The sequence below is a fragment of the Bradyrhizobium sp. 1200_D9_N1_1 genome, from assembly GCF_052075915.1.
GTDB lineage: Bacteria > Pseudomonadota > Alphaproteobacteria > Rhizobiales > Xanthobacteraceae > Bradyrhizobium > Bradyrhizobium diazoefficiens.
On sequence record NZ_CP197226.1, the window covers coordinates 1,037,080 to 1,059,726 of the forward strand.

The following is a 22,647-nucleotide window of genomic DNA, read 5'->3' on the forward strand; positions in this document are numbered from 1 at the left end:
TGCTCGTTTGCTAGCGCGTCCTATTCACCGCGCGTTCGATCTTTTCCATCGACGCGAGGATTTGCTCGAACCGAGGAGCCTCGCCGAAGATCATTGGCGTCATGTTCGTATAGTCACGCGCGAGCGCGTCGATCATTGCCGCAGTCGGCGCAAGCGCAAACGATCCGGTCACGGCCGAGACGAGATCGTAATCAGGCCGGTTGAAGAACATGAGAGCATGACGGACGCAGTCGGCCCCCAATTCGGCATCTTTGACCGCCGACCGGCCGATGTCGGAGGCGAAGAGGCAATACAGGTCGTAGAAGTGCCGCGAAATGCGCTGGCCTTCCTGGCGCAGCTCACCGCGGCGCTCGAACCAGCGGCGCAGCCCGTGAGCGATCACGATTTTGTCCCAGAACGTGCGCTCGGCGTCGATCGTCGTGACGTTCGGCACCGTCAATTCGAGGCCTGCCACGTCGTCGGCAATGTAAGGACGGATATTCGCCAGGTGGTTCGGGTCAAGCGCCGACTTCGCTCCGGACTCGATCCGGACTGCCGGCCGCACATAGGCCTCGTCGCGCGGTTCAACCTCGGGATACCAGACGAGAAGCGTCTGCCCGTCGGCATCCGACGCGTCGATCTCGAGGCGTCCGCGTCCACTCGTCGCTTCGGCGAGATGTTCGGTCAGGAAGGCGTATAGCGGACCGCTAATATAGCTGCGGCAAGCGTCCCGGATCGCATCCAATCGAGCGCGGCGTTTCTTATTCGACAAGATCGATCTCGAGTTCTTCGACTGAAGCAGACTCGTCGAGATCGTTGCGAAACACCGTTATATCGATGTCTTCGGAAAATCTTTCGATCAGCCCGTATGCCTTCGACAGCGACGTCCCGCCCTTGAAGAGAAGGCGCGGACCTCCTGCGGGCCGTTCGTGATAGAGAGCATTGAGGGTCCAGCAGACCCAAAAATCCTTCTCGACGTTTCCGATCGGCGCACCGAGCCGGTTCGCCGTCGTCAGGAAAAGATCAAGCTTCTCGCCGGGTGCGGCGGAGATGACCTCCTTGTAGGCTGCGCTACTCACGCGTGATCCTCCGCCGCGTCGTCAGGTTCGAGCAAGGGCCTGAGAAAGTCCTGCATCCAGATCGGCATAGCTGAAAGACCTGCACGGAGATCGTCGCGAATCTCCTTTCCATGCTGCGGGTTTGCGAACAGCTTGCTGAGGACGTTCTCTACCGCTTGTCGATCGTCCTTCCCCGCCATCATATCCTGCATCCAATAGAGCGCCTGAACGACGCGCATGCCCGGACGTCCGGCCCAATAAAGACGGCTAGGTGCCGCCGACTTGAAATTGATGACCTGCTTTCCAAGTTTGATCGGCTTCAGGCGAGCGTCGACCAGGACCTCGATGCGCGCCGGCACGGCCGTGGTGAGGCCGAGATCATTCGCGGCAGTCATCCCGTCGACCACGACGCGGGCCTGGTCGCGGCGCGCCACAGCCCTGATGACCGCGCGATAGTCGGGGACCATCGGCTTGCCTGTGAGGTTGCTCTTTCGCGGCCGGTCGTAGAGCCCGCGGTCGATGCGGCGCAACTCGCCAGCCGCAACGAGACGCTGCAACGTCTTGTCGACGGCCGCGCGACTGCCGAGATCAGCGAAATCACCGGGTGTCCATACCTCTGTCGGCGTTGCGTCGATGCGGGCAATGAGCCGCGGGCGGAGGTCTGTGGTCGGTTGATCAAGCATGTCCGAAATATGATGCAAATTTCGGTCGTCGGCAAGATTTGTCCGTCCGAACTATGCAGCATTTTTCGGACGTTCCGTTCCCCAAAGAAGCTCATCCAAGGCGACGAAGAATCAGGCAGTATAGCTATAAGTGGTTGATATAAAAAGTTAATTTGCGGTATTTCTGGCTTAATCTGAACCGGTGCCGGGTGGCTGCCTGCGGCGGCCCCGGCAAGGCGGGTAGCTACCAGAGCGGGTGCGGACGCGGAAGGGCTCGCAGGGGATATTTCAGACATACTGCTGCGACCGGCGGATGCCGGTGACAATTCTTGTTAAATTCAGCTCGCCGAATCAGGCTATCCCGCTGCTCGGGACGTTGCCGACGCAAATTTCGATACCATCGTTAGTTGGCTGCGAATACTGAAAATCATTGCATGTGCAAACGCCCGCCGCGCCAAAGCAGATGCTCCATTTGAGCTCATAGTTGATGCCGAGCACATTGAAAAAACTGCGGCCGTTGACGGATCAGTTCGACCTTGGGGACCAATACCTCTCGGCCCCCGGTGGTGAGCCGCTCAAATCGGCGATCATTTCGGCCCACGACAAGCGCGACGACCAGCCAGTCGTGCTCAAATACTGGCAAAAGACCGGCTCAGCGGTCGACGATGATCTTCGTGAAATTTGGCAGCATGAAATGCGCCAGGCACAGCGTGTGCTCGCCTATCCAGGCGCCGACAAGGTCATCGTCGAACTGCTGCGGTACGGCGAGGCGTCGGATGCCTTCTTTCTGGCCATGCCGCGAGATCTCGCGCCACTCGATACCATGGTCAAGCATGCGCGCCCCGATCACTGGCTGAACAATCTTGATGTCCCGCGCTCGCGCATCGTTCTCTGGCGCAACGCCGAGCGTCTGGCGAAGGCGCTTGAAGCCGTCCACAACCAGGGACTGGTCTATGGCCGTCTCGACAGTTCTTCGGTCTTCACGGCGTCTGCCACAGCGCCCGACTTCCGGCTTGGCAGCTTTGAGTGGTGCGTCCGATTGTCGGAGGCGGACAAAGCGCCGCTCGTCGTCTTTGCGAAATCCGCAGGTGCACCGATTATCATGTCGTTCCTCGACGATTGGCGTGCGCTCGGCCTGTTGCTCGCCGGTCTCCTGAAGCTCGATGCCTCGAGCCTCAGCCGTGGGCTCTCAGCCGTGGAGAACGAATCTGATGCGGCAGGTGAGCGGCTGGCCGTCCTCGAGGCCGGTGAGCGAGACACGCTCAGATGGTTGATCGAGCCTGCGCGCCATCGGGCGGTCGACGCCGAGATTGTTTGCAGACGTATCGGGCGCGCACGAAGGGCGAGACGGAGAATGGCGTCGGCTACGTGAAGAAGAACGCGATCGCCGGTCATTCCTTCCCAAGTTGGGAAGCATTCGAGGCGCATCTCGACAGATGGGAGCGTGATGTTGCGAACGTTCGCATCCAGGGCGCGACCGGCGAGGCGCCCCGATCATCCGCTTTGCGCGTGATGAGATACATCGGTTGAAACCGCTCGGCGGACAGCCGTCGTTCGGACCCTTGCGTGAACTGACCCACGTCGTCGGCAATGATTGCGCCGTCGAGATCGACGCGAACAGCTACTCCGTGCCATGGCGCCTTATTGGCGAGCGCATGGCGGTGACGATCGTGGCCGGGGAAGTGCGGATCCGCCATGGATTGCACCAGGTTGCCGTCCACACTGCAATCGGATGGGCGCCGGCTGCGGGTCGTCGACTCCGCTCATCTCGATGGAGTTGTTAGTCGCAATGGCGCGGTCCGCCCGGCTGAGATCGCGGCGGAGCTGGCGGCGTCCCCACCGCCGTCGTTGTTACGCATGCGCGGCGGCGATCAGGGTGAGACTCTCATCCTGATTGTCGCGCTATATACGCACTCTTGCCGAATACGAAGCCGTGGTCGGAGGAAGCTTAGGCGAGTGTGCGCTGCAGGCGGCTTTCGCGAAGAAATTAATAGCGGGACTATAGCCAGTGGTTTGAAGCCCCGGCTTCATGACATGTTTTACGCATGAAAACTCGTGCGATTGTGGCCTGGAATGTGCGTCGAATCCGCGTAGAGCGAGGTATTTCGCAAGAGAAATTGGCTTACGAAGCGGGGGTTGACCGCTCGTATATGGGGGCTCTTGAGCGGCAATCGAAGAACCCGACAATTGATCTTCTCGAACGCATCGCCGAGACGCTGGACGTTCATTTGTCCGAGTTGTTTATTCGGCCGTCTAAAAGTGCGACGACTCCCAAGACCCTGCCTGGAGGTCGCAAGCCGGCGCGTCCACGTCGCAGGAAGAAGAAATAGTGTAAGCGGCAAGCTGAGGCTGTCGGGCGGCGTCGTTCCATGCGAAGTGACCTCAAGGGACATTCGGCCTTCGACAAAGTCATGCTAGCAATGGACCAAGCGTTTATAGAAGTTCGTGGCTTGTAAGTAGCGTACTGGCTAATCTTCGTTACGGATATATTCCTAATCTCGGCTTAGTCGCGCGACCGAAACCTTCGACGACGAGGACGCTAAAAAGAATGATTTGGCTGACGGATGAGCAACGGGAACGCATCCGCAATCACTTTCTGGAGGAGCGCGCTATCGATAGACGACCGGTCGCAAGCCTACTGCGACGCGCCGGATTCTGGAAGCGGTTCTGCGGAGATCGGCGACCAGGCCCAGGACAGCGATGTGCTTAGCGGCCGTCACGACGACGGGGTACGATAACGTGAATGCTTTGCAAAATGGCGGTTCAGCCCTTCCGCAGGATAATCGCTGAAAGCAACCGCATCATCGGCGTGAACATGAAGTAGGCAGTCGTCCGTTAAGAGCGACCAAGCGACTGATGTGGAATCGTAATCTGACAGACCGGCTTTTTTGCGATTGCAGGGTTTTGATGCTTCAGGGATCGGAACCTTCCAATTTCATTTTCAAGATTCCGTCGAATCGCCAGTCATGATTCCGTGGTCGCATCGGAGGGGGTGATGCGGCCGAAGAAGCAGAAGGCGACGGGATCGGGCGATCTGTTCCGGGCCAGGCTGGACCAGATCATCAATATGAAGCACGAGCTGGTTCAGCTCGCCGGCAGGGTCGACTGGGACTGGATCGATGGGGAGATCGCCCCGCTCTACAGCGAGAACGGCCGGCCAGGCATCGCGACCCGCTTCGTGATTGGGCTGCTGCTGCTCAAGCAGATTTACGGCCTGTCCGACGAAGGGGTGTGCGAGCGCTGGGTCCACGACCCGTATTTCCAGTACTTCACCGGCGAAGAGTTCTTCCAGCATTCATTTCCGCACGAGCGCTCGGACCTGAGCCACTGGCGCAAGCGGCTCGGCGACAAGCTGGAGCTGCTGTTGGCCGAGAGCCTGCGGGTGGCGCACGAAGCCGGCGCGTTACGCAGCCAGGACCTCAAGCGTGTCACGGTCGATACCACCGTGCAGCCGAAGGCGATCACCTTTCCGACCGATGCTAAGCTGCTGCACGCGGCCATCAAGGGGCTCAACCGCATGGCGAGGAAGCACGGGGTCAAGCTGCGGCAGTCCTATCTTCGCGTCGCCAAGACCGCGGCAATGATGGCGGGACGCTACGCCCATGCCAAGCAATTCAGGCGGCATCAGCGGCAGTTGCGCATCCTGCACAGCCGGCTGGGCCGGATCATCCGTACGCATACGACGAGATCCCCGTCGGAGGCGTACGATCATCCGCGATATCGGCCGCAAGATCGAAGGTCGAGCTGTGCTCGAGAACGCCTTCGTCCTCCCGCTCAGCCGCGCTTCGCAGATCCGCTCGCAACAGCAGCGTCAGCGTGGCTGGAAGCATTATTCTTTCCACGCCCCGGAGGTGGAGTGCATCGGCAAGGGCAAGGCAGCCGCGCCTTACAACTCCAGTGAAGAACAGCGCCATTGGCGCACAGTCGCGGCCATTGTCATGAAATCTCAAGGCCGCGTTCTCGATGTGGAAGCTCAGATCCGACGAAGAGCTGAGGGCGCTAAAGTCCGACTTGGCGGACGGCAAGGGAATGACGTTGTTCACTAGGCTCTCGCTTTCGAACGACATCGAGAAGGGAGTGCCGAACAGCCCGGCGAAGAGAACGAGTAGATTCTCAGACAAGTACGACGCCTTTGGGATATGCTTTAGCTTCGCGCCATTGGACGGAGGGCGGTCGATGTTCGCATCGACCGGCAGATTCGTAATCTCGATAGCCGCGGGGCGAGCTGACGGAGGAACCTGCTCCGAGAGAAACGGCAGGATATCGGTCAACGCAACGGCGATCTTCGACCGCACTGCGGAGATCTGCGCAAGATAAGATCCGTAGGCGGTGGCAGGATATTTGATGGGAGCTAGTTCCTTCTGCAAAAATGCTTTTGCTGCATCGGGAAGCACGAAGGAATGTATCTGGGTTTTGTTCATGTCCGGATTCTTCCTATGTATTTGCGATGTCGCTTTCTGGCCACCGCACTACGAGATCCGCTTCGACTGTCCGCCGATCGCCCTCTCGTGCCCAAAGACAACCATGGGCGCCGCAAGAACGTAAAACGATCATTTGTAAACTAGGGTGCGTACTCATAAACTCTGCCGCTGAGAGTAGGCGCACCTATGTCCGCTTGTCCCCCAACAACGGCGCGAAAGCGGACATTGTCGGACTTCCGAGATGGGTCGACGCTTGGCCGCGACCGGCGTCAATGTCAGGAATTTCGTCCACTGGTAAGGCGTATGATCCTGCCAGTCGGAATTGACGAGTTAACGGGATGCATCGCGACATCCGCCCGTCAGAGCGGGGCTCCGATCATTCGGGTAACGTTGGCGTCAGTAAATCGGGGGACATCGTCCATAATTGCGTCGGTGTCGGCGGATGCAAGCGCAGCGTGAAGCGAAGCCTCATCGCGAAACCGATAAAACCCGACGGAAACATCTACCGAATTGACGTCTCGAGGGAAGAAGGCGGCGGCGCTTTCGAGGCCATGCTTCTGCCAGCATGCGAGCGCCAACGGTAGATGCACGTCGACATAATAGTCGCGATCGAAGTATGTGCCGCCGCTGCAGGTCACGACCATTGTTGCATTTGCCATCAGACGACTTTCTACAGAACCTTCGCATTCAGCGCGCGTCCGCTGTTTATGATTGCGATCGATATGTATGTCGGCCGCCGGACGGCCCTTGCCCGGTTTACGCGAACCGTGTGAATCGTCCGGCATCGCGCTGCCCCGCCGATTCGGGCACATATCGAGGATGAGACGGCGGCTTGGACTCTGTTTCGAAAAGACGCGCGGAGGACCGAGCGCCCAGCCGGTGCCGTGCAACCTGCATGTCGACGGCGCGAGCCGGCGCCGTCCCGCTCATCTCAATCCTCGTCTTGCCACCTCCGCAAGGCCGTCTGGTCGTGGTAAGGCATGCGATCTGGCGTGGTGATGAATTCCATCGTGGTGCCCCATGGCATTCGGCAGTAACAGACCTTGTTTCCAAGACCTTTCTCGGTTGCGTAAGGAATCGCGCGCGGCGCGGTGAGGCGTGTGCCTCCGGCCTTTTCGAAGCGCGTGACCGAGGCGTCGATGTCGTCGGTGTAGACACCGAAATGCGTGATGCCGAAGTCGCTCGCTCGGATCGGCTGGGCTTGTTGGGGGCCGTGCATTTCGAACAGCTCGATGTCGGGTCCGGTGCCGATCTTGACCATCGCCTGTCCACGCACGACCGTTCCCGGGAACGCTCCGACGGCCCGCTCGAATTCGGGGCCTTGCCGCGGCGGATCCTGCGGCCCGAAGGACTGATAGATCACCTGGCCGCCGAAAGCTTGCACCAGGAACGATTTCGCGGCTTCTATGTCGGGCACCGTGATGCCGATATGGTTGACGCCGCGGATGATAGGTGTGGTCATGACGGGTTGTCCTTTCTGATTGAATTGATCGATCGTGATGAGTGCGGGGCTCTGTTGCCGCAGTGTCGCGATTTCTCCGGCCCACAACGACACGGGCGCCGAGTTTCAATGGGCTCCGATGAACTCGATCAGAGCGGCTGCGACTGCATCCGGCCGCTCGTCCGCGACATAGTGGCTACAGCGGGCGATCGAGCCGCCCGTTACGTTGCTGGCGAATTCCTCGACCATCGGCACCATATGCGGACCAAAGCGATGATCCCCGCCGAGAGCCAGCACCGGGATCTCGAGCGGTTGCTTCTTGTACTCAAGCGCCGCTGCGTGGTCGGCGGCGAGGGTGCGATACCATTCCATGCCGCCGCGGGTGCGGCCGGGGAGCGCCATTGCTTTGGCGTAGATCTCGACATCCGCCGGATCGAAGCTGCTGTGATCGTAGAACCGCTCGGCCATGAAGCTCGAAACATAGTCGTATTCACGGCCATGGATCAGGCGCTCGGGGAGATCCCGGCTCATGTGGAAACCAAAGTGCCAGAGCGTTGCGATCGTCGCCTCCCATCCGCTCCAGCCGGGAAGCGGAACGTCCAGAACGGCCAGGTGGGTTACGGCCTCTCGATAGACAGCAGCCAGCGGCAAGGCCACCATTCCGCCGATATCATGGCCGCACACTGCGTAGCGTTGATGGCCAAGGGCAGCCATCACTTCGTGCGCGTCGCGCGCCATTGTCGCCTTGTCGTAGCCGCCGAGCGGACAGTCGGAAAAGCCGGCGCCGCGCAGATCGATCGCGACCACGCTGAAATGCGCGGCCAGTTGCGGCATCACATGGTGCCATTCCCACCATGTTTCCGGCCAGCCATGCAGCAGAAGAATCGACGGGCCTGAGCCGCCCGTGACGGCGTTGATCTTGATGCCGTTCACCGGCACCAGCTGTTGGGCAAAACCCTTCAGAGTCGCGATCATGGTCGCTGTCCCGTCGATGTTGACGTTCGATCGGAGCTCGCGACCCGCGTTCCGGGCGGGTCGAAATCGGTAGCGATCGTGATGTCGTGCCAGGCGTCGATATCGCTGCGGAAGGCAGCCAGCTTTCGCTCGGCGGCAGCATGCGCGACCGGGCCGAGCGGCAGGTGAAGCGGGGCGTCGTCGTCGTCGACGGCGCGCAGGATCACTGCGATCGCCTTGTCGGGGTCGCCCGCCTGATTGCCGTTATTGGTTTCGCGATAGTGCCTGCGCGAGGTCCCGGCATATTCCGGCATCTCGTTGGCGGCGACTGTGATCGAACGGCCGAGGAAATCGGTGCGAAACGGCCCAGGCTCCACGATCAGCACTCGGATGCCGAACGGCTTCAACTCGCTGGCGAGCGCTTCGGAAATCCCTTCCACGGCGAACTTGGCGGCGTTGTAGTAACCGCCGCCTCCGCCGCCCGAGATGCCGGCGACGGACGACATATTGACGATCGCTCCGCCCGAGCGCCGCATGACGGGCAGGGCGGCTCTGGTGGCTTCGATCAAACCGAAGAGGTTTACCTCGAACATCGGCCGGTATTCGTCAGACGTCCCCTCCTCAATCGCGCCATGCAGTCCGTATCCGGCATTGTTGACGAGCACGTCGAACCCGCCGAAGGTCTCGACCGCTTTTGCGACCGCGGCCTTGGCTGCCGCCGCATCGGTCACGTCCAGTGGCACGGTGATCATGCGGCCGTCGAAAGGCTCGGCCATATCCTCGATCGTCTTGACACTGCGGGCCGTCGCGACGACCTGATCGCCGCGCTCCGCCGCCGCGAGCGCGAGCCGCTGGCCGAAGCCGCTTGAGCAGCCTGTGATGAGCCAAGTCTTCATGCTTTCTTCTCCGAGTTGTTATCAGACGATGCAAATCGTTCGCCGCTATTGCGACCCGTGATATCGGCCAAGGCCGACCGACTCTCTGCGATCAGAGGCCATGCTCAAGAACTCACCGCTCGGCCGCCCTGGATGACGACGACGCGGCTGCCGATCTTGACCCGGCTATAGAGATCGATGATGTCTTGGTTGATGAGTCGAATGCATCCGCTCGAAACGGCGCGACCGATCGTCTCCGGCTCGGTCGTCCCATGAATGCGGAACATCGTGTCCCGTTCGCCCTGAAAGAGGTACAGCGCGCGTGGTCCAAGGGGATTGCCAAGCCCGCCGGCCATTCCGCTGGCGAGATGGCCATAGCGCGCAGGCTCCCGATTCATCATGTTCTTGGTCGGAGTCCAATGCGGCCATTCCGCCTTTCGCCTAATGGTCGCGGTGCCTGCGAAAGCGAGACCATCCTTGCCAACGCCAATGCCGTAGCGCATGGCCTTTCCGTCGCCCTCGACAAGATAGAGCTGATGAGCAGCCGTATCGATGACAATCGTCCCGACAGGCTCATTCGTCGTATAGTCCACGCGCTGGCGCAACATCGCCGGATCGACGCCGGATATGTCGACGGCTGGTAAGGTGTAAACTCCGTCGACGAGTTGCGCGTACTCACTCGGCGTGCTGATGATATCGGCCTCGACGAGGCCGCTGCGACTGGCACAACCCGAGAGAACGATCGCCATTGCACCGAATACCGAGAACCGCATAGAGCGCCTGGCATCTGAGTTCCTCATATCGAACCGTAACCTTCGCCGCAGTCCAATCGGTGACTCTGTTGCTGATATCCGAACATTGAAGCTCCCAGGAAAGCCAAGCGTGCCATCGGCACAACTGCAATAGGAACCAATTGGTTCCTAATTTTGCTTTTAAAAAAGCATCTCCATCAGGAGATCGGCATCTTTCAGCATCTCGTCGCGGCGTGATCCAACTTTACCAAGCACCCGCATGCCTTGTGCATGTGAGACGATAAAGTGCGCGATGACTTCAGGATCGGACCTATTGGCGATTTCGCCGGCGGCCTGTCCTTTCGCGATCGTTGCAGCGAACAGGGCTTGAAGCCTGGAGAAAAGACGCTTGATCACCTCTGCGATGTCGGGATCTCCCGGCAACATCTCGGCAGCCGTCAACACACCGAAACAACCGCGCACCCCTTTTTTCCCAGACGACAAATCCGCATACCGCACCAACGCGTTGCGGATTGCCGCCTTCGGCGAGGGGGCTGATCGCAGAACCTCCTGGACGTTTCGTACGCCATCGTCGGTGTAGAACTCGAGGGCGCGCAGGAAGACAGATTTCTTGTCACCGAAAGCCTTGTAGAAGCTGCCCTTCGAAAGCTGCATTCCGGCAAGCAGATCAGGCAACGATGCGTCGTGAAACCCACGATCCCAAAAGATTTGCATCGCTCGCCTCACCGCCTCGTCGAGATCGAATTCACGGGGGCGTCCCACAGGAAGTTTGGTATTGATGGTCATCATACGGGCAATATAAACCAAACGGTTCCTAATTGCAATAGTCGATTTATATGCAGGCCTGCGTTGCTCAGGCTGTGAGGACCGTCCAAAATTTTCGTTCGGCCTCAGTAACGGCTCCCGGCATCGCCTCGTAGTTGGTTACATCCTGTCCGACGCCGCCTCGCAAAGGAGGCGAAACGACAATCATGATGCTTCCCCTCTGCTACGCCGTGGCGTGAAAACATAATGACCAGGCGGACGGGTAACTGCCATCCAGGAAGAGACCACATGACGCTCAGCACTACACGTCCTTCTCCGAAAGCCAATGCCTGGCTCAAGCGCTACTATTTCATTCGCTCTGCCGTCGCGGCTCTATGGGCGGTTGCGGCCTTGACGATCGCCAGAGACCGTTCCCATCTCGCGGCCATCCTGCTGGTTGCCTATCCCTTGTGGGATGCCCTCGCCAACTATCTCGACGCGCAACGCAGCAGTGGGCTTGCTTCGAGCAAGAGCCAGATGGTCAATGTCATCATTAGCATTATTACTGCAATAGCGGTCACCATCGCGCTGACGCGGAGCATGAATGCCGTGCTTTTGATCTTCGGGGCATGGGCGGTCGTCGCGGGGCTTCTTCAGCTTGCGACCGGCGTGGGCCGCTGGGGATCGGCCGGCGCACAATGGGCGATGATCCTCAGCGGCGCACAGTCGGCGCTGGCGGGGTGCTTCTTCGTCTACCGGGCGGGGGTTGTTACCAATGTCGGGATTAGTGACGTTGCCGGCTACGCCGCGTTCGGTGCCTTCTACTTTATGGTTTCGGCCGTTTGGCTATGGAGCACCGGCTTGCGTCGCTCTTCTGTGCAAACCACTGCGTAGCACACGTTTGACGGACCTTCATCATGAAGGACCGGCAGCTGTCTTCGATACCGCCGGTTAGCCGATTGATGGTCCCCGCATCAGCCGTCAGGACGGCCCAGCCATCGCGCTGGCGCCGTCCTATCGAGAAAGATCACCACGTTGGCTACTTCGCGGGGCTCGGCGCAACGCCTCAGATCTGCTAATGGGATGGTCCGGCCGTGCTCCTGCCCCGCCAGCGATAAGCTGGCCAGGGGCGCCAAGACAAGGAGCACGCCATGTCCCAGACACCCAGTACTGCGATCGCCGTGATCGGCATCGATATCGGCAAAAACTCGTTCCACGTCGTGGGCCACGATACGCGCGGCGCCATCGTGCTGCGGCAAAAGTGGTCGCGTGGCCAGGTGGAGGCGCGGCTCGCCAATATGCAGCCTTGCCTGATCGGCATGGAAGCCTGCGTCGGCGCACATCATTTGAGCCGCAAACTCGCATCGCTAGGTCACGATGCCAGGTTGATGCCGGCCAAATATGTCCGCCCTTATAGCAAAGGACCGAAGAACGACTTCAATGATGCCGAAGCGATTGCCGAAGCCGTGCAACGCCCGACGATGAAGTTCGTGGCGACCAAGACCGCGGAGCAACTGGATCTGCAGGCGCTGCATCGGGTGCGCGAGCGGCTGGTGTCGCAACGCACCGGCATCATCAACCAGATTCGCGCCTTCATGCTGGAACGCGGGATCGCGGTGCGCCAGGGTATCGGCTTCCTGCGCACAGAACTGCCCACCATCCTTGCCACGCGCACCGATGCCCTGTCGCCACGCATGTTGCGTGTCATCGAGGAGTTGGCAGGCGACTGGCGCCGGCTGGATCAGCGCATCGATAGCCTCTCCGGCGAGATCGAAGCACTGGCCCGTCAAGATCAGGCATGTTCGCGCCTGATGACGGTGCCTGGCATCGGGCCGATCATTTCGAGCGCCATGGTAGCCGCGATCGGCACTGGAGACGTCTTCTCCAAAGGCCGTGACTTCGGCGCCTGGCTCGGACTGGTGCCCAAGCAGATCTCGACGGGAGACCGCACGATCCTCGGCAAAATCTCAAGGCGCGGCAATCGCTACCTGCGCGTTCTGTTCGTGCAGGCGGCATGGGTGGTGCTGGTCAGGATCAAGAACTGGGAACGTTACGGACTCAGATCCTGGATCGAAGCCGCCAAGAAGCGATTGCACCACAACGTGCTAGCGATCGCACTCGCCAACAAGCTTGCCCGCATCGCCTGGGCGGTGCTGGCTAAAGGACGCGCCTTCGAGCTGACAAGGACCAACGATGCAGACGTCCAATCCGCTTGATCGTCGCGCCGTGCTCGGGGCGGTCAAGGCGCGGCCTGGCAACGCCGGAGCCAGCCGCAAGCAAAGCGCAACGGCCGGCCTTGACCGCCCGTGCGCGCGACGCGACGCACGTCCTGCGGGCCGGGACGAAGGAACGGCCCCCGGCTCGAACACAGGAACTGCGAGGTAGGAGGAGCAAGCGATGACGTAACCCCATCAACAGGTTCCAGCCAAGGTCTGCGAGAGGATGAGACGAGATGGAGGTTCGGTCTTCCCGGCGCATGCGAACACTGGTGACCCAAATGGCCCAATCGAGGCCTGTCCGCTAATGAGAACGCACGCGCGCTGATATCCATGATGGCCCGGAGAGAATGCTCCAATCAAAGGCCGGATACATTGATGCAAGACCACTCACCACCTGATCGACGAACCTCTTGCTACGCACGGCCGGACCATACATTGGGTCAGGAACGACAAAACTCAAGGTGAGCATAATCGGTCGGCTTTCGAGTGCATAGCGACCAGTTGAGCCCGACAGCCGAGCCATGATTCAAGCCACACAACGGAAGGGGCCGAATCATGCGCTACGAACTCACGGACTATGAGTGGTCCGTCATTAAGCCGATGTTGCCGAATAAGTCGCGCGGCGTGCCGCGGGTGAATGACCGTCGTGTCCTCAACGGCATCTTCTGGGTCTTGCGATCCGGAGCGCCATGGCGCGACCTGCCAGAAAACTTCGGTCCGTACACCACTTGCTACAATCGATTCGTTCGCTGGCGACGGGCCGGCGTGTGGGCCAAGCTCATGAGCGCACTGGCCGGCGCCCATGATGCTGCCGTGCAGATGATCGACACTTCCATTGTTCGCGTACATCAACATGGGGCCTGCATCACAAGAAACTGGCGTCAATCGATGGGAAGGTCACGCGGCGGTCTGACGAGCAAAATCCACGCGGTGGTCGACAGCAATGGTCTACCGGTACAACTTGCGTTGAGTCCTGGCGAGGCGCACGACGTTCGACTTGCCGGTAAACTGCTCTCTCGTTTGAGATCCGGATCAATGCTGCTCGCCGACCGCGGCTACGACGCTGACTGGATCAGGGAGCTTGCCATGAAAAAGGGCGCATGGGCCAATATCCCGCCGAAAAGCAATCGGACCGATCCGATCTGCTTCAGCCCGTATCTCTACCGCGCCCGCAACCGCGTCGAGCGGTTCTTCAACAGGATCAAACAATGCCGTCGGGTGGCGACGCGCTACGACAGGCTTGCTGGAAACTACCTTGCCTTCATCCAACTTGCATCTATCCGGCTATGGCTCGCCGCTCGTTATGAGTCCGCGCCCTAGTCACATGAATCTAAAGTTCGCCACATAAAGTCTGCTGGGCTTTGTGGCAAAAGCGTTTGACGGAAGCCAAGATCTGGTCTGCGGACTTGGTCCATTTGAAGGGCTTCGGGTTGTTGTTGTGCAATTCGATGAAGGTACGGATGTCGGCTTCGAGCTGCCTGACGGAGGTGTGAACACCTCGCCGGATCTGCTTTCTGGTGAGTTCAGCGAACCAGCGCTCGATCTGATTGATCCACGACGCGGAAGTCGGCGTGAAGTGGACATGATAGTGCGGCCGGCGAGCGAGCCACGCTTTAATCTTGGGGGTCTTGTGGGTAGCGTAGTTGTCCATGACGATATGGACAGCGAGCCCCTCAGGGATTTGAGCGTCGATCTCTTTGAGAAACTTCAAGAACTCGAGCGCCCGATGGCGCTTGTAGCATTTGCCAATGACGAAGCCGGAAGCGACATCGAGCGCGGCAAACAGCGTGGTCGTACCATGCCGCACATAGCTATGCGTGCGACGTTCCGGCACCCCAGGCATCATCGGCAAGACCGGCTGCTCGCGATCGAGTGCCTGGATCTGGCTTTTCTCATCGACACTGAGGACAACGGCTCGGTTAGGCGGCGACAGATAAAGCCCGACAATATCGCGCACCTTATCGACGAATAGCGGATCGCTCGATAGTTTAAATGTCTGGCTGCGGTGCGGCTGCAAGCCGAACGCCGTCCACATTCGGCGGATCGTGGTGTGAGAAAAGCCAGTATCCGCAGCCATCGAGCGGATCGACCAGTGCGTTGCGTCGGGCGGCGTCGTACGCAATGTCCGCTCGATTACCTCGGCAACCTGATCATCGTCGATGGTTCGAGGGCGGCCCGGGCGGGCTTCGTCAAGCAGGCCATCACAACGATCCTTCAAGAATCGGCGGCGCCACTTGCCGACGGTGTGTTCATGGATGCCAAGTTCGGCAGCCACAGACTTGCTTGGCAGACCATCTGCACACCGCAGGATCGCGCGGCATCGCTCAGATAGCGATCGGGCTACACGATGACGACGAACTTGCCTCTCCAAGTACGCCCGCTCCTGCGAACTCAGCACCAACGGCGCGATCGGCCGGCCTTTCACACCTGCATTCGCCACGAGCGCTCTCCTCTCTAGAGATCCGAGCGATCAACTAATGTCACGAACTTCCGTTCCAGATGACTAGTTCGTGAAATATCTCGTCGGTGGCCATCTCAACGAGAGGCTTCACGTTCCCAAGAGCGACAAACATCCTCAGGAGAAGAAAAACTCTTTGACGGTCGTGATCGTTGGGTAGTGCCTTTATAAGGAGGTCGCGAATGGCCTCGCGTGCATTTTGCAGATGCTCACCCCCGGCGTCACTCAGGTAGGTGCGGCCGAGCGGTCTCATCGCATCGTGAATCTTGAAACGATCGACACCGAAAATCTGGATTGTACCGCTTGTTCGCAATCGCCTGAATGCCGTGGCCGCGATCTCCGGCTCGAGGTCGAAGGCGCGCTTCAATACGACACTGGCTTCGGATTGAGTCAGTGGGACGTCGCTGAGACTGAGCGCCGCGACAGCGCGGCGCTCAGGGTCGTTAAATCTGTCGAAGACATCTGACAGAATAAGTTCTTGCGCAGTCTCGACAATATGGGTGCGGTCCTCAAGCGCCGCGCAGACTCGGGTGACCACCCCCTCGTAGCTTTCAGCCGCAATTTTCAGCGCATTCTGGACGTAGAGCGGCAGCCCACCAGTGATTTTCAACAAGCGCTCATAGTCTGAGAAATCCCCACGGCATCCGAGCGACGCTCCCTCGGCCGCGGCCGTCTCATTGGACCAGCCGAGAAGCAACTCCGCCTTCACGCCAAGCGTTGCCTCGATTCGGGCGATCGTTGCGCTGGGCTGGGCGAGAAGCACAAACTGCAGCTGATCGGAGGCCCCGACCAGCGAAACCAAATCCGCGGCTGCAATGCGATGCGCGTTATCCAACACCACAGTCGCGGTGAGTTTGTCCTCGGCTAGGTGGCGACCGATCGCAAACAGGATTTCGGTGCCGCTTGCGCCCGGTAACAAGATCTCGCCTAGCTTGCCGCCACGCGATCCGAAGATGCGAGCTGCAAGTTCGCGTGCGACGGCATTGGCCAGCGCAGGGCCGGATATCTCGGCAATATCGTAATATGCCAGACGGTCAGAAGTATGCAGAGCTGTCTGAGAAACCCAGGACGTCTTTCCTGCACCGGAGAGGCCGACGACGAGCCGCACGCGTTGGCCATTTGCCAGATTTGGTTCATGTTCCTGCGGACGATATCGAAGCGGCGGAGCAGGAAAATCTTGGAGTTGGACAACAAGCTGCTCGAAGAGTGCCGGTAATTCCTCAACCGTGAACGTGTGATTGGAGCTTGGCTCAATCCCACCCGCTGCTGCCATCATCCGGCCAGCGATTTTCCAGACGAGGGTTTCTGGAGCCAATACGGAAAAAGGAAGCGTTTCGGCAGCCGCTCGGCACGCCTCGAAACCATCCGCGATGGTCCTCCACGGCAAGGGAAGGGCTTCGTCTACCGCCGGTGATTGCGGCCAATGGAGCCTGGTGTCGGACGGCCATTCTTTACCTGTGATAAGCTTGGCAAATTCCGGCCCAGGCGCACTATTCGATACTATGACGAACTGGCATGAACCGCTCCGTCGACCTTCCTCGTGCTCCTGTCTAATAGCCGCGAACCTTGAGAGTGCGCCATCAATGTCGCTTAGAATAAGGTTAGATGCCCGAGTTTTGACTTGTAGGTAGATTCGTCTGTCAGGCTGGACGAGTTCGACGTCTTCATCATTCTCGACGATGACATGGGTCACACCGGCCCGGGCAGCATCAAACAGACACGCGGCGGCATAGAGGTGCTGATAGAGGAACCCGCGATGAACGGCTTCGATCCGGGCAAGTTGACGGGGATCAAGGTTGAACGTTTCCATATCTGGCGGTCTCGTTATGGCTCAATAAAAGCGTGCGATGGCCGCTCGCGTTCGGCGATGGGTATCCGCTCTGTCGCACCTGTCGTTGAACTGCATCATGCCTTCAATTTCTCCTGGATTAGGCGCGTCGCAGCATTCGCGGGATGTGGACACGGTGAAAACCGTGGGTCTGCACTTGTCGGCGAAGTTTGGGGGTGTCATTGACGCCGAACGCAACCGCCGCCTTCAAGGGGCTGGCAAAGGTTGCGTAGAAGGTCCAGCGAGCGTCTTTCGGCAGAGGCGCGTTCTGCCGACGGTCGGTGATGACGACGTCGCGCGGGTCTTTGGTATTGCGGAAGGCATGGAAGGTGATCCAATCGGGCCGCCTGTAACGTGCCGCCTTGCTGAAGGGCACCGACTGAACCTTCACGTCGCTTTGGTCGAGAACCCAATCGCGCTGTTCCAATATCTGCCTGACCATGTGGCCGACCATCTGCTTGACGCGGTCAACCAGAACATCTTCGCGAAACTCCTCCAGAAGCTGCTCCTCGATGCCCTCGACGGCAGGCTTTCCGAGCTCCGAGGCCGTCTCCAAGCGAGCGATAGTGGCGGGCTTCGTAAGAAACGACCAAATCCGCTGACCGATGTCGGACTCCGAGAGCGAGGCGAATTTCTCCGGATTGTAACGAAGCATGATAAAGGTCTCCTTGACCGGTCATAAATGGCCGGTCATAAATGCCTAGTCAAGGGTACTGCACGTTGAATTGCCCAGTTTGCTGGTTTGCCGCCAGTGTGCCGCTCCGATTCCGGTCGGCTGCCTCACGCTGCCAGGCTCCCTCATGTAAATTTTGAGTCATCGAATACACGGGATGAGGTTGAGATGAGGAAGGTCGTGCCGAACGGGAAGGCGGTGAAAGCCCTGAGGGAGCAGCTTGAAAGGCTGTCGACCCAAAAGGAAATGGCGAGTGAAATCGGTGTCAGCATTCGCATGCTTCGTATGATCGAGAATGAGAATGCGCCAATTGCAGTGACAACGGCTGAACGGTTGGCAAAAGCGCTGCAAGTTCATCGTGAACGCATTATCCTTGGCTCCGAGCTTTCGGAAATGACGCCGACCGTAAGTGCGCCGGAAGTCCTTTCCGCGCTGATGGAAGATGAGGACCGGCTCATCCCCCGCAACGACTATGACATCGCCAGTGCGACAGCGGACGAGGGCGCGCTCTATACGGAGGCGGCCCGCTCGCACGACGTGGCCTGCATTATCGAGACAACGCTCGATGAGGAAACTGGAGCCTATGCGCAGGAGCTTTTCGATATCCTCGTTGGCTTGTCCTGGTCGCAGCGAGATATTCTCGTCGACATTCCCCCCGCGACGGAGATCGCGGTTCGCCGGCGCCTGCGACAGCTCATCGTCCTTCTCAAGGGCAACGACATCTGGATTTATCGAACCTCGGTTCTGAGGCGATTGCCGGAGCGCTACACGGTCGCACCGCCGGACGAGCCGTTCTCCTATCAAAGCCGTCAGGTCGTAGCACTAGGGCCGCCGGGTGAATATGGCGAGACCACCATGCGCGTGCCGATCGATCATGGGCAGCCGTTCATCCTTCCGGCATGGCGGAAGCTTCGCAAGAGCGACAACGAAACAGAGACAGCCTGATGATGAGACGCAATCGCTTGATCGTCGCAGAATTGCACGCGCGCACTGAAATCAAATAGAAGTGCATTGGGCGGAAGTCGGGGGAGCGTATGAAGTTTAAGCTGGAAAATACTTTCGAGGACAATCTCGCTTTGTTTAGGGCCGAGGCTGTACAGATCGATCCCGAATGCGCGAAGATCCTCTTCGACAATTTGCATCTGCTGGATTCGGGAGGTGACACCGCGCCAAGCCGGGCAACAATCGGCGAGTTTCATAAGGCGGTACTGGATGCGCTTGATGGCATGTCCATCCCTCTGGGCGAGGACAAGGCATGACGCGGTATTTCCTGGGCAGCCTGTCCATCGAGGGTTTTCGTGGGATCAATAATGACGGTGACCCGCTCGTCCTCAAGTTCAAATCTGACGCCGTCAACTCGGTGCATGCGCCGAACGGCGTCGGTAAAAGCTCCATATTCGAAGCCGTTTGCTTCGCGATCCACGGCATTGTCCCGCGCCTGAAGGCGCTCCAGGAAGCCGAGCAGGGCGACAGCTATATCGTGAATCGCTTCCATCCCGGGCAGCAAGCGACGGTTGATCTGATATTCGCCAGCGATGACGCCTCGCCAGATGTGGCGATCAAGGTGGTGCGGGCTGCCAACGGTGCGCGCCTAGTGACTTCGCCGAGCGGTCATGCCGACCCGCAGCAGTTCCTCGCGAGCCTGCAGGAGGATTTCGTCCTCGTCGACTATAATCGGTTCGCAAAGCTCATCGATATCTCCGCCTTGGAGCGGGGACGTTCTTTCGCATCGCTCGTGGGACTGAGCCGATACTCCCGGCTACGTCAGGCTCTGGACGGCGCCAAGCGAACGCAGAACGTCAACAGTGATCTGGGCCTCTCCGCGCTTGATGCCGAGGTGACCACAGGCGCGCGCGCGTTGAGTGCGATCGAGCGGCGTGTCATTGCGGCGCATGACGAGGTCGCCGGAGCGGGAAGCGCCGCCGTCGATAAACTCTCCGATCTGAAGGCGGCGGTAACCGCCGCCTTATCCGCCATCGCCTTGCTCAAGCCATTGATCGGCGAGGCCTCGGTAATGGATCTCGATTTCGAAGCGGCAGAGTTGGCGATCGAGAAACAGGAAGGCGGCGAAGCGCGAAAGACGCTGGACACGCTAACGACCTCCGCCACGTCGCTGGCGGGGCTTGAGGTCACGGTAGAGGAATTGGCCGACGTTGATCGGCTGCTCGAGTTGGCCGGAAGAAGAGACGAGGCCGTGCGCAGCGTCGGCGCGGAAGCATTGCACGCCCTTTTGCGCGATGCGCTGGCTGTGGTGTCCGGCTCCGATTGGCACGACCCGAATCAATGCCCAGTTTGCGAGGCGAAAGGTAGTGATGCTCTAAAGCCGCGGCTGGAAGGCAAGATCGCTAAATACGATGTAGCCGCTCAGCTCGGGGCCGAACTCATCAACGATGTCGCCACAGCGCCTGGGATCGCGAAGCTACGCAAGCTTGAAGAGGCGCCGGCCATGGCGATCGCGACGGGTGATCGCTTGCACGTAGCGTTCGATTTGGCCGCCAAGAAGGGGGATTTGGCGACCTCCGACCTGGAGATCATCAAGGCGCGCCTCGGGGTTCTTGAAACGCAGCGTGGCGAAACTCTTGCTCGGGTGCGAGGTGAGGCCGACGCGTTGCAGGCGCGCTTGCCTCCCTCATTGGTGCAGGTAACCCGCATCCTCAGCTTCGCAAAGCAGTTCCGCGATGCCGTGCTGGAATACGAGAGCGGCGAGCCGGTGCTCAAGGTGAAACAGGACAAGCTCAAGGTTCTGAATCGCTGGAAGACATTCATCACGCGCGCCGGCCAAAGCTTTGCTGATGCCGAAGCCGAACTGGCCAACGAGCGGATTGGCGAGATTCAGACCGCTTGTCAGGATCTGTTCGGCCGGTTCGTGCGAGGCGGTCCCGATGTGAAGCCGACCCTGAGCCGCGCGCAGAACAGCGAAAACGTTGATCTAGGGTCTGTACCTAAATAGCGCCACGTGATTCTCTTGCCTACGTGTTGATTCGGGGGCGAGAGAATGCGCGCTGGTTTGTTTTGGCTGAACGACAGGCAATGGGCGCGTATCGAACCGCATCTGCCGAGGGGACTGACGGGGCCGGATCGGGACGACGACCGACGCATCGTCAGCGGCATCATTCACATGCTGCAATCGGGTGCACGATGGCGTGATTGTCCACGTGAATACGGCCCTTACACGACGATCTACAATCGCTTCAATCGCTGGGCCAAGCGAGGACGATGGTGCGCAATCTTCGAAGCGCTGGCCAAGCCTGGCGAAGACGGCGTCGTACTGTCGCTCGACTCGACCTCGATTAAAGCTCACCGGTGTGCCTCCGGCGGAAAAGGGGGGAGCACAATCAAGCAATCGGCCGCTCGCGCGGAGGCCGCACGACAAAAATCCATGCGCTGAGCGATCCGCTCTGCCGGCCGGTCGTCCTGCATCTGACTCCAGGCCAGGATGCCGATATCGCTGCGGCTCCCGATGTCCTGGCGCTCGCGCCACCCATGAGCGTGCTCCTCGCCGACAAAGGGTATGATGGCGACAAGCTTCGCGGCGCAATCATTCGTCGCGGCGCCAAGCCCGTAATCCCCAATAAATCTAACCGTGTCGTCATCCATCGCTTCAACAAACGCGCCTACAAAGGACGAAATGTCATCGAACGCTGCTTTTGCAGGCTCAAGGACTTCCGGCGCATCGCCACGCGATATGACAAGCTCGCCCGTAATTTTTTGGCCGCTGTTCATCTCGCCGCTCTCGTCGCATATTGGCTCAATTGAGTCTGGACCCTAAAGCTCGCGGACTTCTTCGGCCTACAGGACCTCAGTGCCCGGGCTCTACTCTCGGAAAGCTATCGGAACGCTGTGGCGGCTGCGATTTTCTTCGCGGCCGCGACCAAGCACAGCGGTGTTCCGCGCTTCATGGTGCTCGACGACGTGACATCGAGCTTTGACGCTGGTCACCAGTTCGCGTTGATGGACGCCGTGCGGACGTTGCTACGCTATGGCGCTGTGCCGGACGGGCTGCAGTTCATTTTCCTGAGCCATGACACCAGCCTGGAGAAGTACTTCGACAAGCTCAATGGCACTGCGGATTGGCATCACCAGAAGCTCCAAGGCATGCCTCCAAAGGGGCGGCTCATGGTATCGGCCCAGGAGGCGGATCGTCTCAAGGCGCAGGCGTTGCAGCACCTGAATGCTGGCCAGATCGATATTGGTGCGCCGATCCTGCGGCAATATCTCGAATACAAGCTGGGACAGATTATCGCCAAGTTGGAGATCCCTGTTCCACCGGACTATGCCACCCGTGGTGACAAGCGGACGCTTTCGACCTACATCGACGCAATCGGCGAGGCCGTGAAGCTTTATCATGCGGCCAATCGGTGTGTGCTGACGCCTCAGCAGATCGCCGATCTCCAAAACCATCATGTGCCATCGATCGTTGGGAATTTCGTCAGCCACTACGAGACCGGCGCGGGGACGCCTTTCAACGCCTACGCCTTGCTGGGGGTGTTGCAGAGCATTGATAGTCTCGCGGACTGCTTTACCTACGTTGATCCGAGTAACGGACAGAAGCGATACTATCGCCGGTTAGATCGCCGTTAAGC

At 59.5% G+C, this 22,647-nt stretch carries 24 protein-coding genes and 2 pseudogenes; 13 read left to right on the forward strand and 13 right to left on the reverse strand.

Features of this window, described 5'->3' with window-relative positions:
- Window positions 1-10: 10 nt before the first annotated feature.
- Genes AB5K84_RS05050 through AB5K84_RS05060 form a run of 3 tightly spaced genes read right to left on the reverse strand, consistent with a single transcriptional unit; the run spans window position 11 to window position 1,720 of the window.
- Window positions 11-751, reverse strand: coding sequence for a nucleotidyl transferase AbiEii/AbiGii toxin family protein (locus tag AB5K84_RS05050; RefSeq protein ID WP_014498610.1), 741 nt, complete (start codon window positions 749-751; stop codon window positions 11-13).
- Window positions 741-1,058 (reverse strand): nucleotidyl transferase AbiEii/AbiGii toxin family protein, encoded by a 318-nt coding sequence (locus AB5K84_RS05055; protein ID WP_014498609.1) that lies wholly within the window; start codon window positions 1,056-1,058, stop codon window positions 741-743. The genes AB5K84_RS05050 and AB5K84_RS05055 overlap by 11 nt, the downstream gene beginning before the upstream one ends.
- Window positions 1,055-1,720, reverse strand: a complete 666-nt coding sequence (locus AB5K84_RS05060) for a DUF6088 family protein (RefSeq protein ID WP_014498608.1) — start codon at window positions 1,718-1,720, stop codon at window positions 1,055-1,057. The genes AB5K84_RS05055 and AB5K84_RS05060 overlap by 4 nt, the downstream gene beginning before the upstream one ends.
- A 466-nt stretch (window positions 1,721-2,186) precedes the next feature.
- Here AB5K84_RS05060 and AB5K84_RS05065 point away from each other — a divergent pair, with 466 nt between their 5' ends.
- A complete protein-coding gene (locus tag AB5K84_RS05065) occupies window positions 2,187-3,071 on the forward strand; it encodes a hypothetical protein (RefSeq protein ID WP_014498607.1) in 885 nt (294 codons plus the stop codon).
- Window positions 3,072-3,090: 19 nt separating this feature from the next.
- Here the strand turns inward: AB5K84_RS05065 and AB5K84_RS05070 are convergent, their stop codons facing one another.
- Window positions 3,091-3,396, reverse strand: coding sequence for a transposase (locus tag AB5K84_RS05070; protein ID WP_202557294.1), 306 nt, complete (start codon window positions 3,394-3,396; stop codon window positions 3,091-3,093).
- On the opposite strand from AB5K84_RS05070, the pseudogene AB5K84_RS05075 reads away from it, so the two are divergent.
- From AB5K84_RS05075 to AB5K84_RS05090, 4 genes and pseudogenes are all read left to right on the forward strand, one after another.
- Window positions 3,319-3,483 (forward strand): annotated as a pseudogene (locus AB5K84_RS05075) (Mu transposase domain-containing protein); the annotation flags it as partial. The gene AB5K84_RS05070 and the pseudogene AB5K84_RS05075 sit on opposite strands and share 78 nt — an antisense overlap.
- A 261-nt stretch (window positions 3,484-3,744) precedes the next feature.
- On the forward strand, window positions 3,745-4,029 hold the full coding sequence (locus tag AB5K84_RS05080; protein ID WP_014498605.1) for a helix-turn-helix domain-containing protein: 285 nt from the start codon (window positions 3,745-3,747) through the stop codon (window positions 4,027-4,029).
- Between the two features lie 665 nt (window positions 4,030-4,694).
- Window positions 4,695-5,589, forward strand: a pseudogene (locus AB5K84_RS05085) (IS5 family transposase); the annotation flags it as partial.
- 73 nt (window positions 5,590-5,662) lie between these two features.
- A complete protein-coding gene (locus tag AB5K84_RS05090; RefSeq protein WP_014498603.1) occupies window positions 5,663-6,016 on the forward strand; it encodes a hypothetical protein in 354 nt (117 codons plus the stop codon).
- 463 nt (window positions 6,017-6,479) lie between these two features.
- Here the strand turns inward: AB5K84_RS05090 and AB5K84_RS05095 are convergent, their stop codons facing one another.
- The 6 genes from AB5K84_RS05095 to AB5K84_RS05120 form a co-directional block, all read right to left on the reverse strand.
- Window positions 6,480-6,905 carry a hypothetical protein gene (locus tag AB5K84_RS05095; RefSeq protein WP_223153792.1) on the reverse strand — a complete coding sequence of 142 codons (426 nt, stop codon included), beginning with the start codon at window positions 6,903-6,905 and terminating at the stop codon, window positions 6,480-6,482.
- A gap of 146 nt (window positions 6,906-7,051) precedes the next feature.
- A complete protein-coding gene (locus tag AB5K84_RS05100) occupies window positions 7,052-7,582 on the reverse strand; it encodes a VOC family protein (RefSeq protein WP_026192141.1) in 531 nt (176 codons plus the stop codon).
- A gap of 105 nt (window positions 7,583-7,687) precedes the next feature.
- On the reverse strand, window positions 7,688-8,536 hold the full coding sequence (locus tag AB5K84_RS05105; protein WP_011090907.1) for an alpha/beta fold hydrolase: 849 nt from the start codon (window positions 8,534-8,536) through the stop codon (window positions 7,688-7,690).
- Window positions 8,533-9,411: an oxidoreductase gene (locus AB5K84_RS05110; RefSeq protein WP_011090906.1), complete on the reverse strand. Its 879-nt coding sequence runs from the start codon at window positions 9,409-9,411 to the stop codon at window positions 8,533-8,535. Before AB5K84_RS05110 ends, AB5K84_RS05105 begins: the two co-directional genes overlap by 4 nt.
- 104 nt (window positions 9,412-9,515) lie before the next feature.
- Window positions 9,516-10,163 (reverse strand): L,D-transpeptidase, encoded by a 648-nt coding sequence (locus AB5K84_RS05115; protein WP_014498601.1) that lies wholly within the window; start codon window positions 10,161-10,163, stop codon window positions 9,516-9,518.
- A 159-nt stretch (window positions 10,164-10,322) separates the two neighbouring features.
- Window positions 10,323-10,949, reverse strand: a complete 627-nt coding sequence (locus tag AB5K84_RS05120) for a TetR/AcrR family transcriptional regulator (protein WP_223153791.1) — start codon at window positions 10,947-10,949, stop codon at window positions 10,323-10,325.
- Between the two features lie 246 nt (window positions 10,950-11,195).
- On the opposite strand from AB5K84_RS05120, the gene AB5K84_RS05125 reads away from it, so the two are divergent.
- The 3 genes from AB5K84_RS05125 (at window position 11,196) to AB5K84_RS05135 (ending at window position 14,425) form a co-directional block, all read left to right on the forward strand.
- Window positions 11,196-11,780: a DUF308 domain-containing protein gene (locus AB5K84_RS05125; protein WP_009734588.1), complete on the forward strand. Its 585-nt coding sequence runs from the start codon at window positions 11,196-11,198 to the stop codon at window positions 11,778-11,780.
- 257 nt (window positions 11,781-12,037) lie between these two features.
- Window positions 12,038-13,102: an IS110 family transposase gene (locus tag AB5K84_RS05130; protein ID WP_011088795.1), complete on the forward strand. Its 1,065-nt coding sequence runs from the start codon at window positions 12,038-12,040 to the stop codon at window positions 13,100-13,102.
- Window positions 13,103-13,660: 558 nt separating this feature from the next.
- Window positions 13,661-14,425, forward strand: a complete 765-nt coding sequence (locus AB5K84_RS05135) for an IS5 family transposase (RefSeq protein ID WP_014498598.1) — start codon at window positions 13,661-13,663, stop codon at window positions 14,423-14,425.
- Between the two features lie 10 nt (window positions 14,426-14,435).
- Here the strand turns inward: AB5K84_RS05135 and AB5K84_RS05140 are convergent, their stop codons facing one another.
- The 3 genes from AB5K84_RS05140 to AB5K84_RS05150 all read right to left on the reverse strand — a co-directional run bounded on the left by AB5K84_RS05140 (window position 14,436) and on the right by AB5K84_RS05150 (window position 18,046).
- Window positions 14,436-15,545, reverse strand: coding sequence for an IS630-like element ISBj5 family transposase (locus AB5K84_RS05140; RefSeq protein WP_011085265.1), 1,110 nt, complete (start codon window positions 15,543-15,545; stop codon window positions 14,436-14,438).
- Window positions 15,546-15,585: 40 nt separating this feature from the next.
- Window positions 15,586-17,373 (reverse strand): ATP-binding protein, encoded by a 1,788-nt coding sequence (locus tag AB5K84_RS05145; RefSeq protein WP_014498597.1) that lies wholly within the window; start codon window positions 17,371-17,373, stop codon window positions 15,586-15,588.
- Between the two features lie 118 nt (window positions 17,374-17,491).
- Window positions 17,492-18,046, reverse strand: a complete 555-nt coding sequence (locus tag AB5K84_RS05150) for a hypothetical protein (RefSeq protein WP_014498596.1) — start codon at window positions 18,044-18,046, stop codon at window positions 17,492-17,494.
- Between the two features lie 186 nt (window positions 18,047-18,232).
- Between AB5K84_RS05150 and AB5K84_RS05155 the strand changes: the two genes are divergently transcribed.
- From AB5K84_RS05155 to AB5K84_RS05175, 5 genes are all read left to right on the forward strand, one after another.
- Window positions 18,233-19,009, forward strand: coding sequence for a helix-turn-helix domain-containing protein (locus tag AB5K84_RS05155; protein WP_014498595.1), 777 nt, complete (start codon window positions 18,233-18,235; stop codon window positions 19,007-19,009).
- Window positions 19,010-19,098: 89 nt separating this feature from the next.
- Window positions 19,099-19,323, forward strand: a complete 225-nt coding sequence (locus AB5K84_RS05160) for a hypothetical protein (RefSeq protein WP_014498594.1) — start codon at window positions 19,099-19,101, stop codon at window positions 19,321-19,323.
- The gene (locus tag AB5K84_RS05165; RefSeq protein ID WP_441232377.1) at window positions 19,320-21,014 is read left to right on the forward strand and encodes an AAA family ATPase; all 1,695 of its coding nucleotides are present in this window, start codon (window positions 19,320-19,322) and stop codon (window positions 21,012-21,014) included. Before AB5K84_RS05160 ends, AB5K84_RS05165 begins: the two co-directional genes overlap by 4 nt.
- Before the next feature lie 45 nt (window positions 21,015-21,059).
- Window positions 21,060-21,820 (forward strand): IS5-like element ISBj2 family transposase gene (locus AB5K84_RS05170; RefSeq protein WP_110115815.1). Its coding sequence is split into 2 segments (ribosomal slippage): window positions 21,060-21,399 and window positions 21,399-21,820, totalling 762 coding nucleotides; the frame shifts between segments, so codons are not numbered across the junction.
- An 84-nt stretch (window positions 21,821-21,904) separates the two neighbouring features.
- Window positions 21,905-22,645: a hypothetical protein gene (locus AB5K84_RS05175; RefSeq protein ID WP_441232378.1), complete on the forward strand. Its 741-nt coding sequence runs from the start codon at window positions 21,905-21,907 to the stop codon at window positions 22,643-22,645.
- Window positions 22,646-22,647: the final 2 nt, after the last annotated feature.

Bases quoted from the DNA above. Each gene is read 5' to 3' on its own strand.
- AB5K84_RS05165 (WP_441232377.1), top strand. From the start codon at position 19,320: ATGACGCGGTATTTCCTGGGCAGCCTGTCCATCGAGGGTTTTCGTGGG.
- AB5K84_RS05060 (WP_014498608.1), bottom strand. From the start codon at position 1,720: ATGCTTGATCAACCGACCACAGACCTCCGCCCGCGGCTCATTGCCCGC.
- AB5K84_RS05095 (WP_223153792.1), bottom strand. From the start codon at position 6,905: ATGCCGGACGATTCACACGGTTCGCGTAAACCGGGCAAGGGCCGTCCG.
- AB5K84_RS05160 (WP_014498594.1), top strand. From the start codon at position 19,099: ATGAAGTTTAAGCTGGAAAATACTTTCGAGGACAATCTCGCTTTGTTT.
- AB5K84_RS05100 (WP_026192141.1), bottom strand. From the start codon at position 7,582: ATGACCACACCTATCATCCGCGGCGTCAACCATATCGGCATCACGGTG.
- AB5K84_RS05065 (WP_014498607.1), top strand. From the start codon at position 2,187: ATGCCGAGCACATTGAAAAAACTGCGGCCGTTGACGGATCAGTTCGAC.
- AB5K84_RS05155 (WP_014498595.1), top strand. From the start codon at position 18,233: ATGAGGAAGGTCGTGCCGAACGGGAAGGCGGTGAAAGCCCTGAGGGAG.
- AB5K84_RS05080 (WP_014498605.1), top strand. From the start codon at position 3,745: ATGAAAACTCGTGCGATTGTGGCCTGGAATGTGCGTCGAATCCGCGTA.
- AB5K84_RS05090 (WP_014498603.1), top strand. From the start codon at position 5,663: ATGTGGAAGCTCAGATCCGACGAAGAGCTGAGGGCGCTAAAGTCCGAC.
- AB5K84_RS05135 (WP_014498598.1), top strand. From the start codon at position 13,661: ATGCGCTACGAACTCACGGACTATGAGTGGTCCGTCATTAAGCCGATG.
- AB5K84_RS05105 (WP_011090907.1), bottom strand. From the start codon at position 8,536: ATGATCGCGACTCTGAAGGGTTTTGCCCAACAGCTGGTGCCGGTGAAC.
- AB5K84_RS05130 (WP_011088795.1), top strand. From the start codon at position 12,038: ATGTCCCAGACACCCAGTACTGCGATCGCCGTGATCGGCATCGATATC.
- AB5K84_RS05125 (WP_009734588.1), top strand. From the start codon at position 11,196: ATGACGCTCAGCACTACACGTCCTTCTCCGAAAGCCAATGCCTGGCTC.
- AB5K84_RS05070 (WP_202557294.1), bottom strand. From the start codon at position 3,396: ATGGCGGATCCGCACTTCCCCGGCCACGATCGTCACCGCCATGCGCTC.
- AB5K84_RS05150 (WP_014498596.1), bottom strand. From the start codon at position 18,046: ATGCTTCGTTACAATCCGGAGAAATTCGCCTCGCTCTCGGAGTCCGAC.
- AB5K84_RS05115 (WP_014498601.1), bottom strand. From the start codon at position 10,163: ATGCGGTTCTCGGTATTCGGTGCAATGGCGATCGTTCTCTCGGGTTGT.
- AB5K84_RS05110 (WP_011090906.1), bottom strand. From the start codon at position 9,411: ATGAAGACTTGGCTCATCACAGGCTGCTCAAGCGGCTTCGGCCAGCGG.
- AB5K84_RS05145 (WP_014498597.1), bottom strand. From the start codon at position 17,373: ATGGAAACGTTCAACCTTGATCCCCGTCAACTTGCCCGGATCGAAGCC.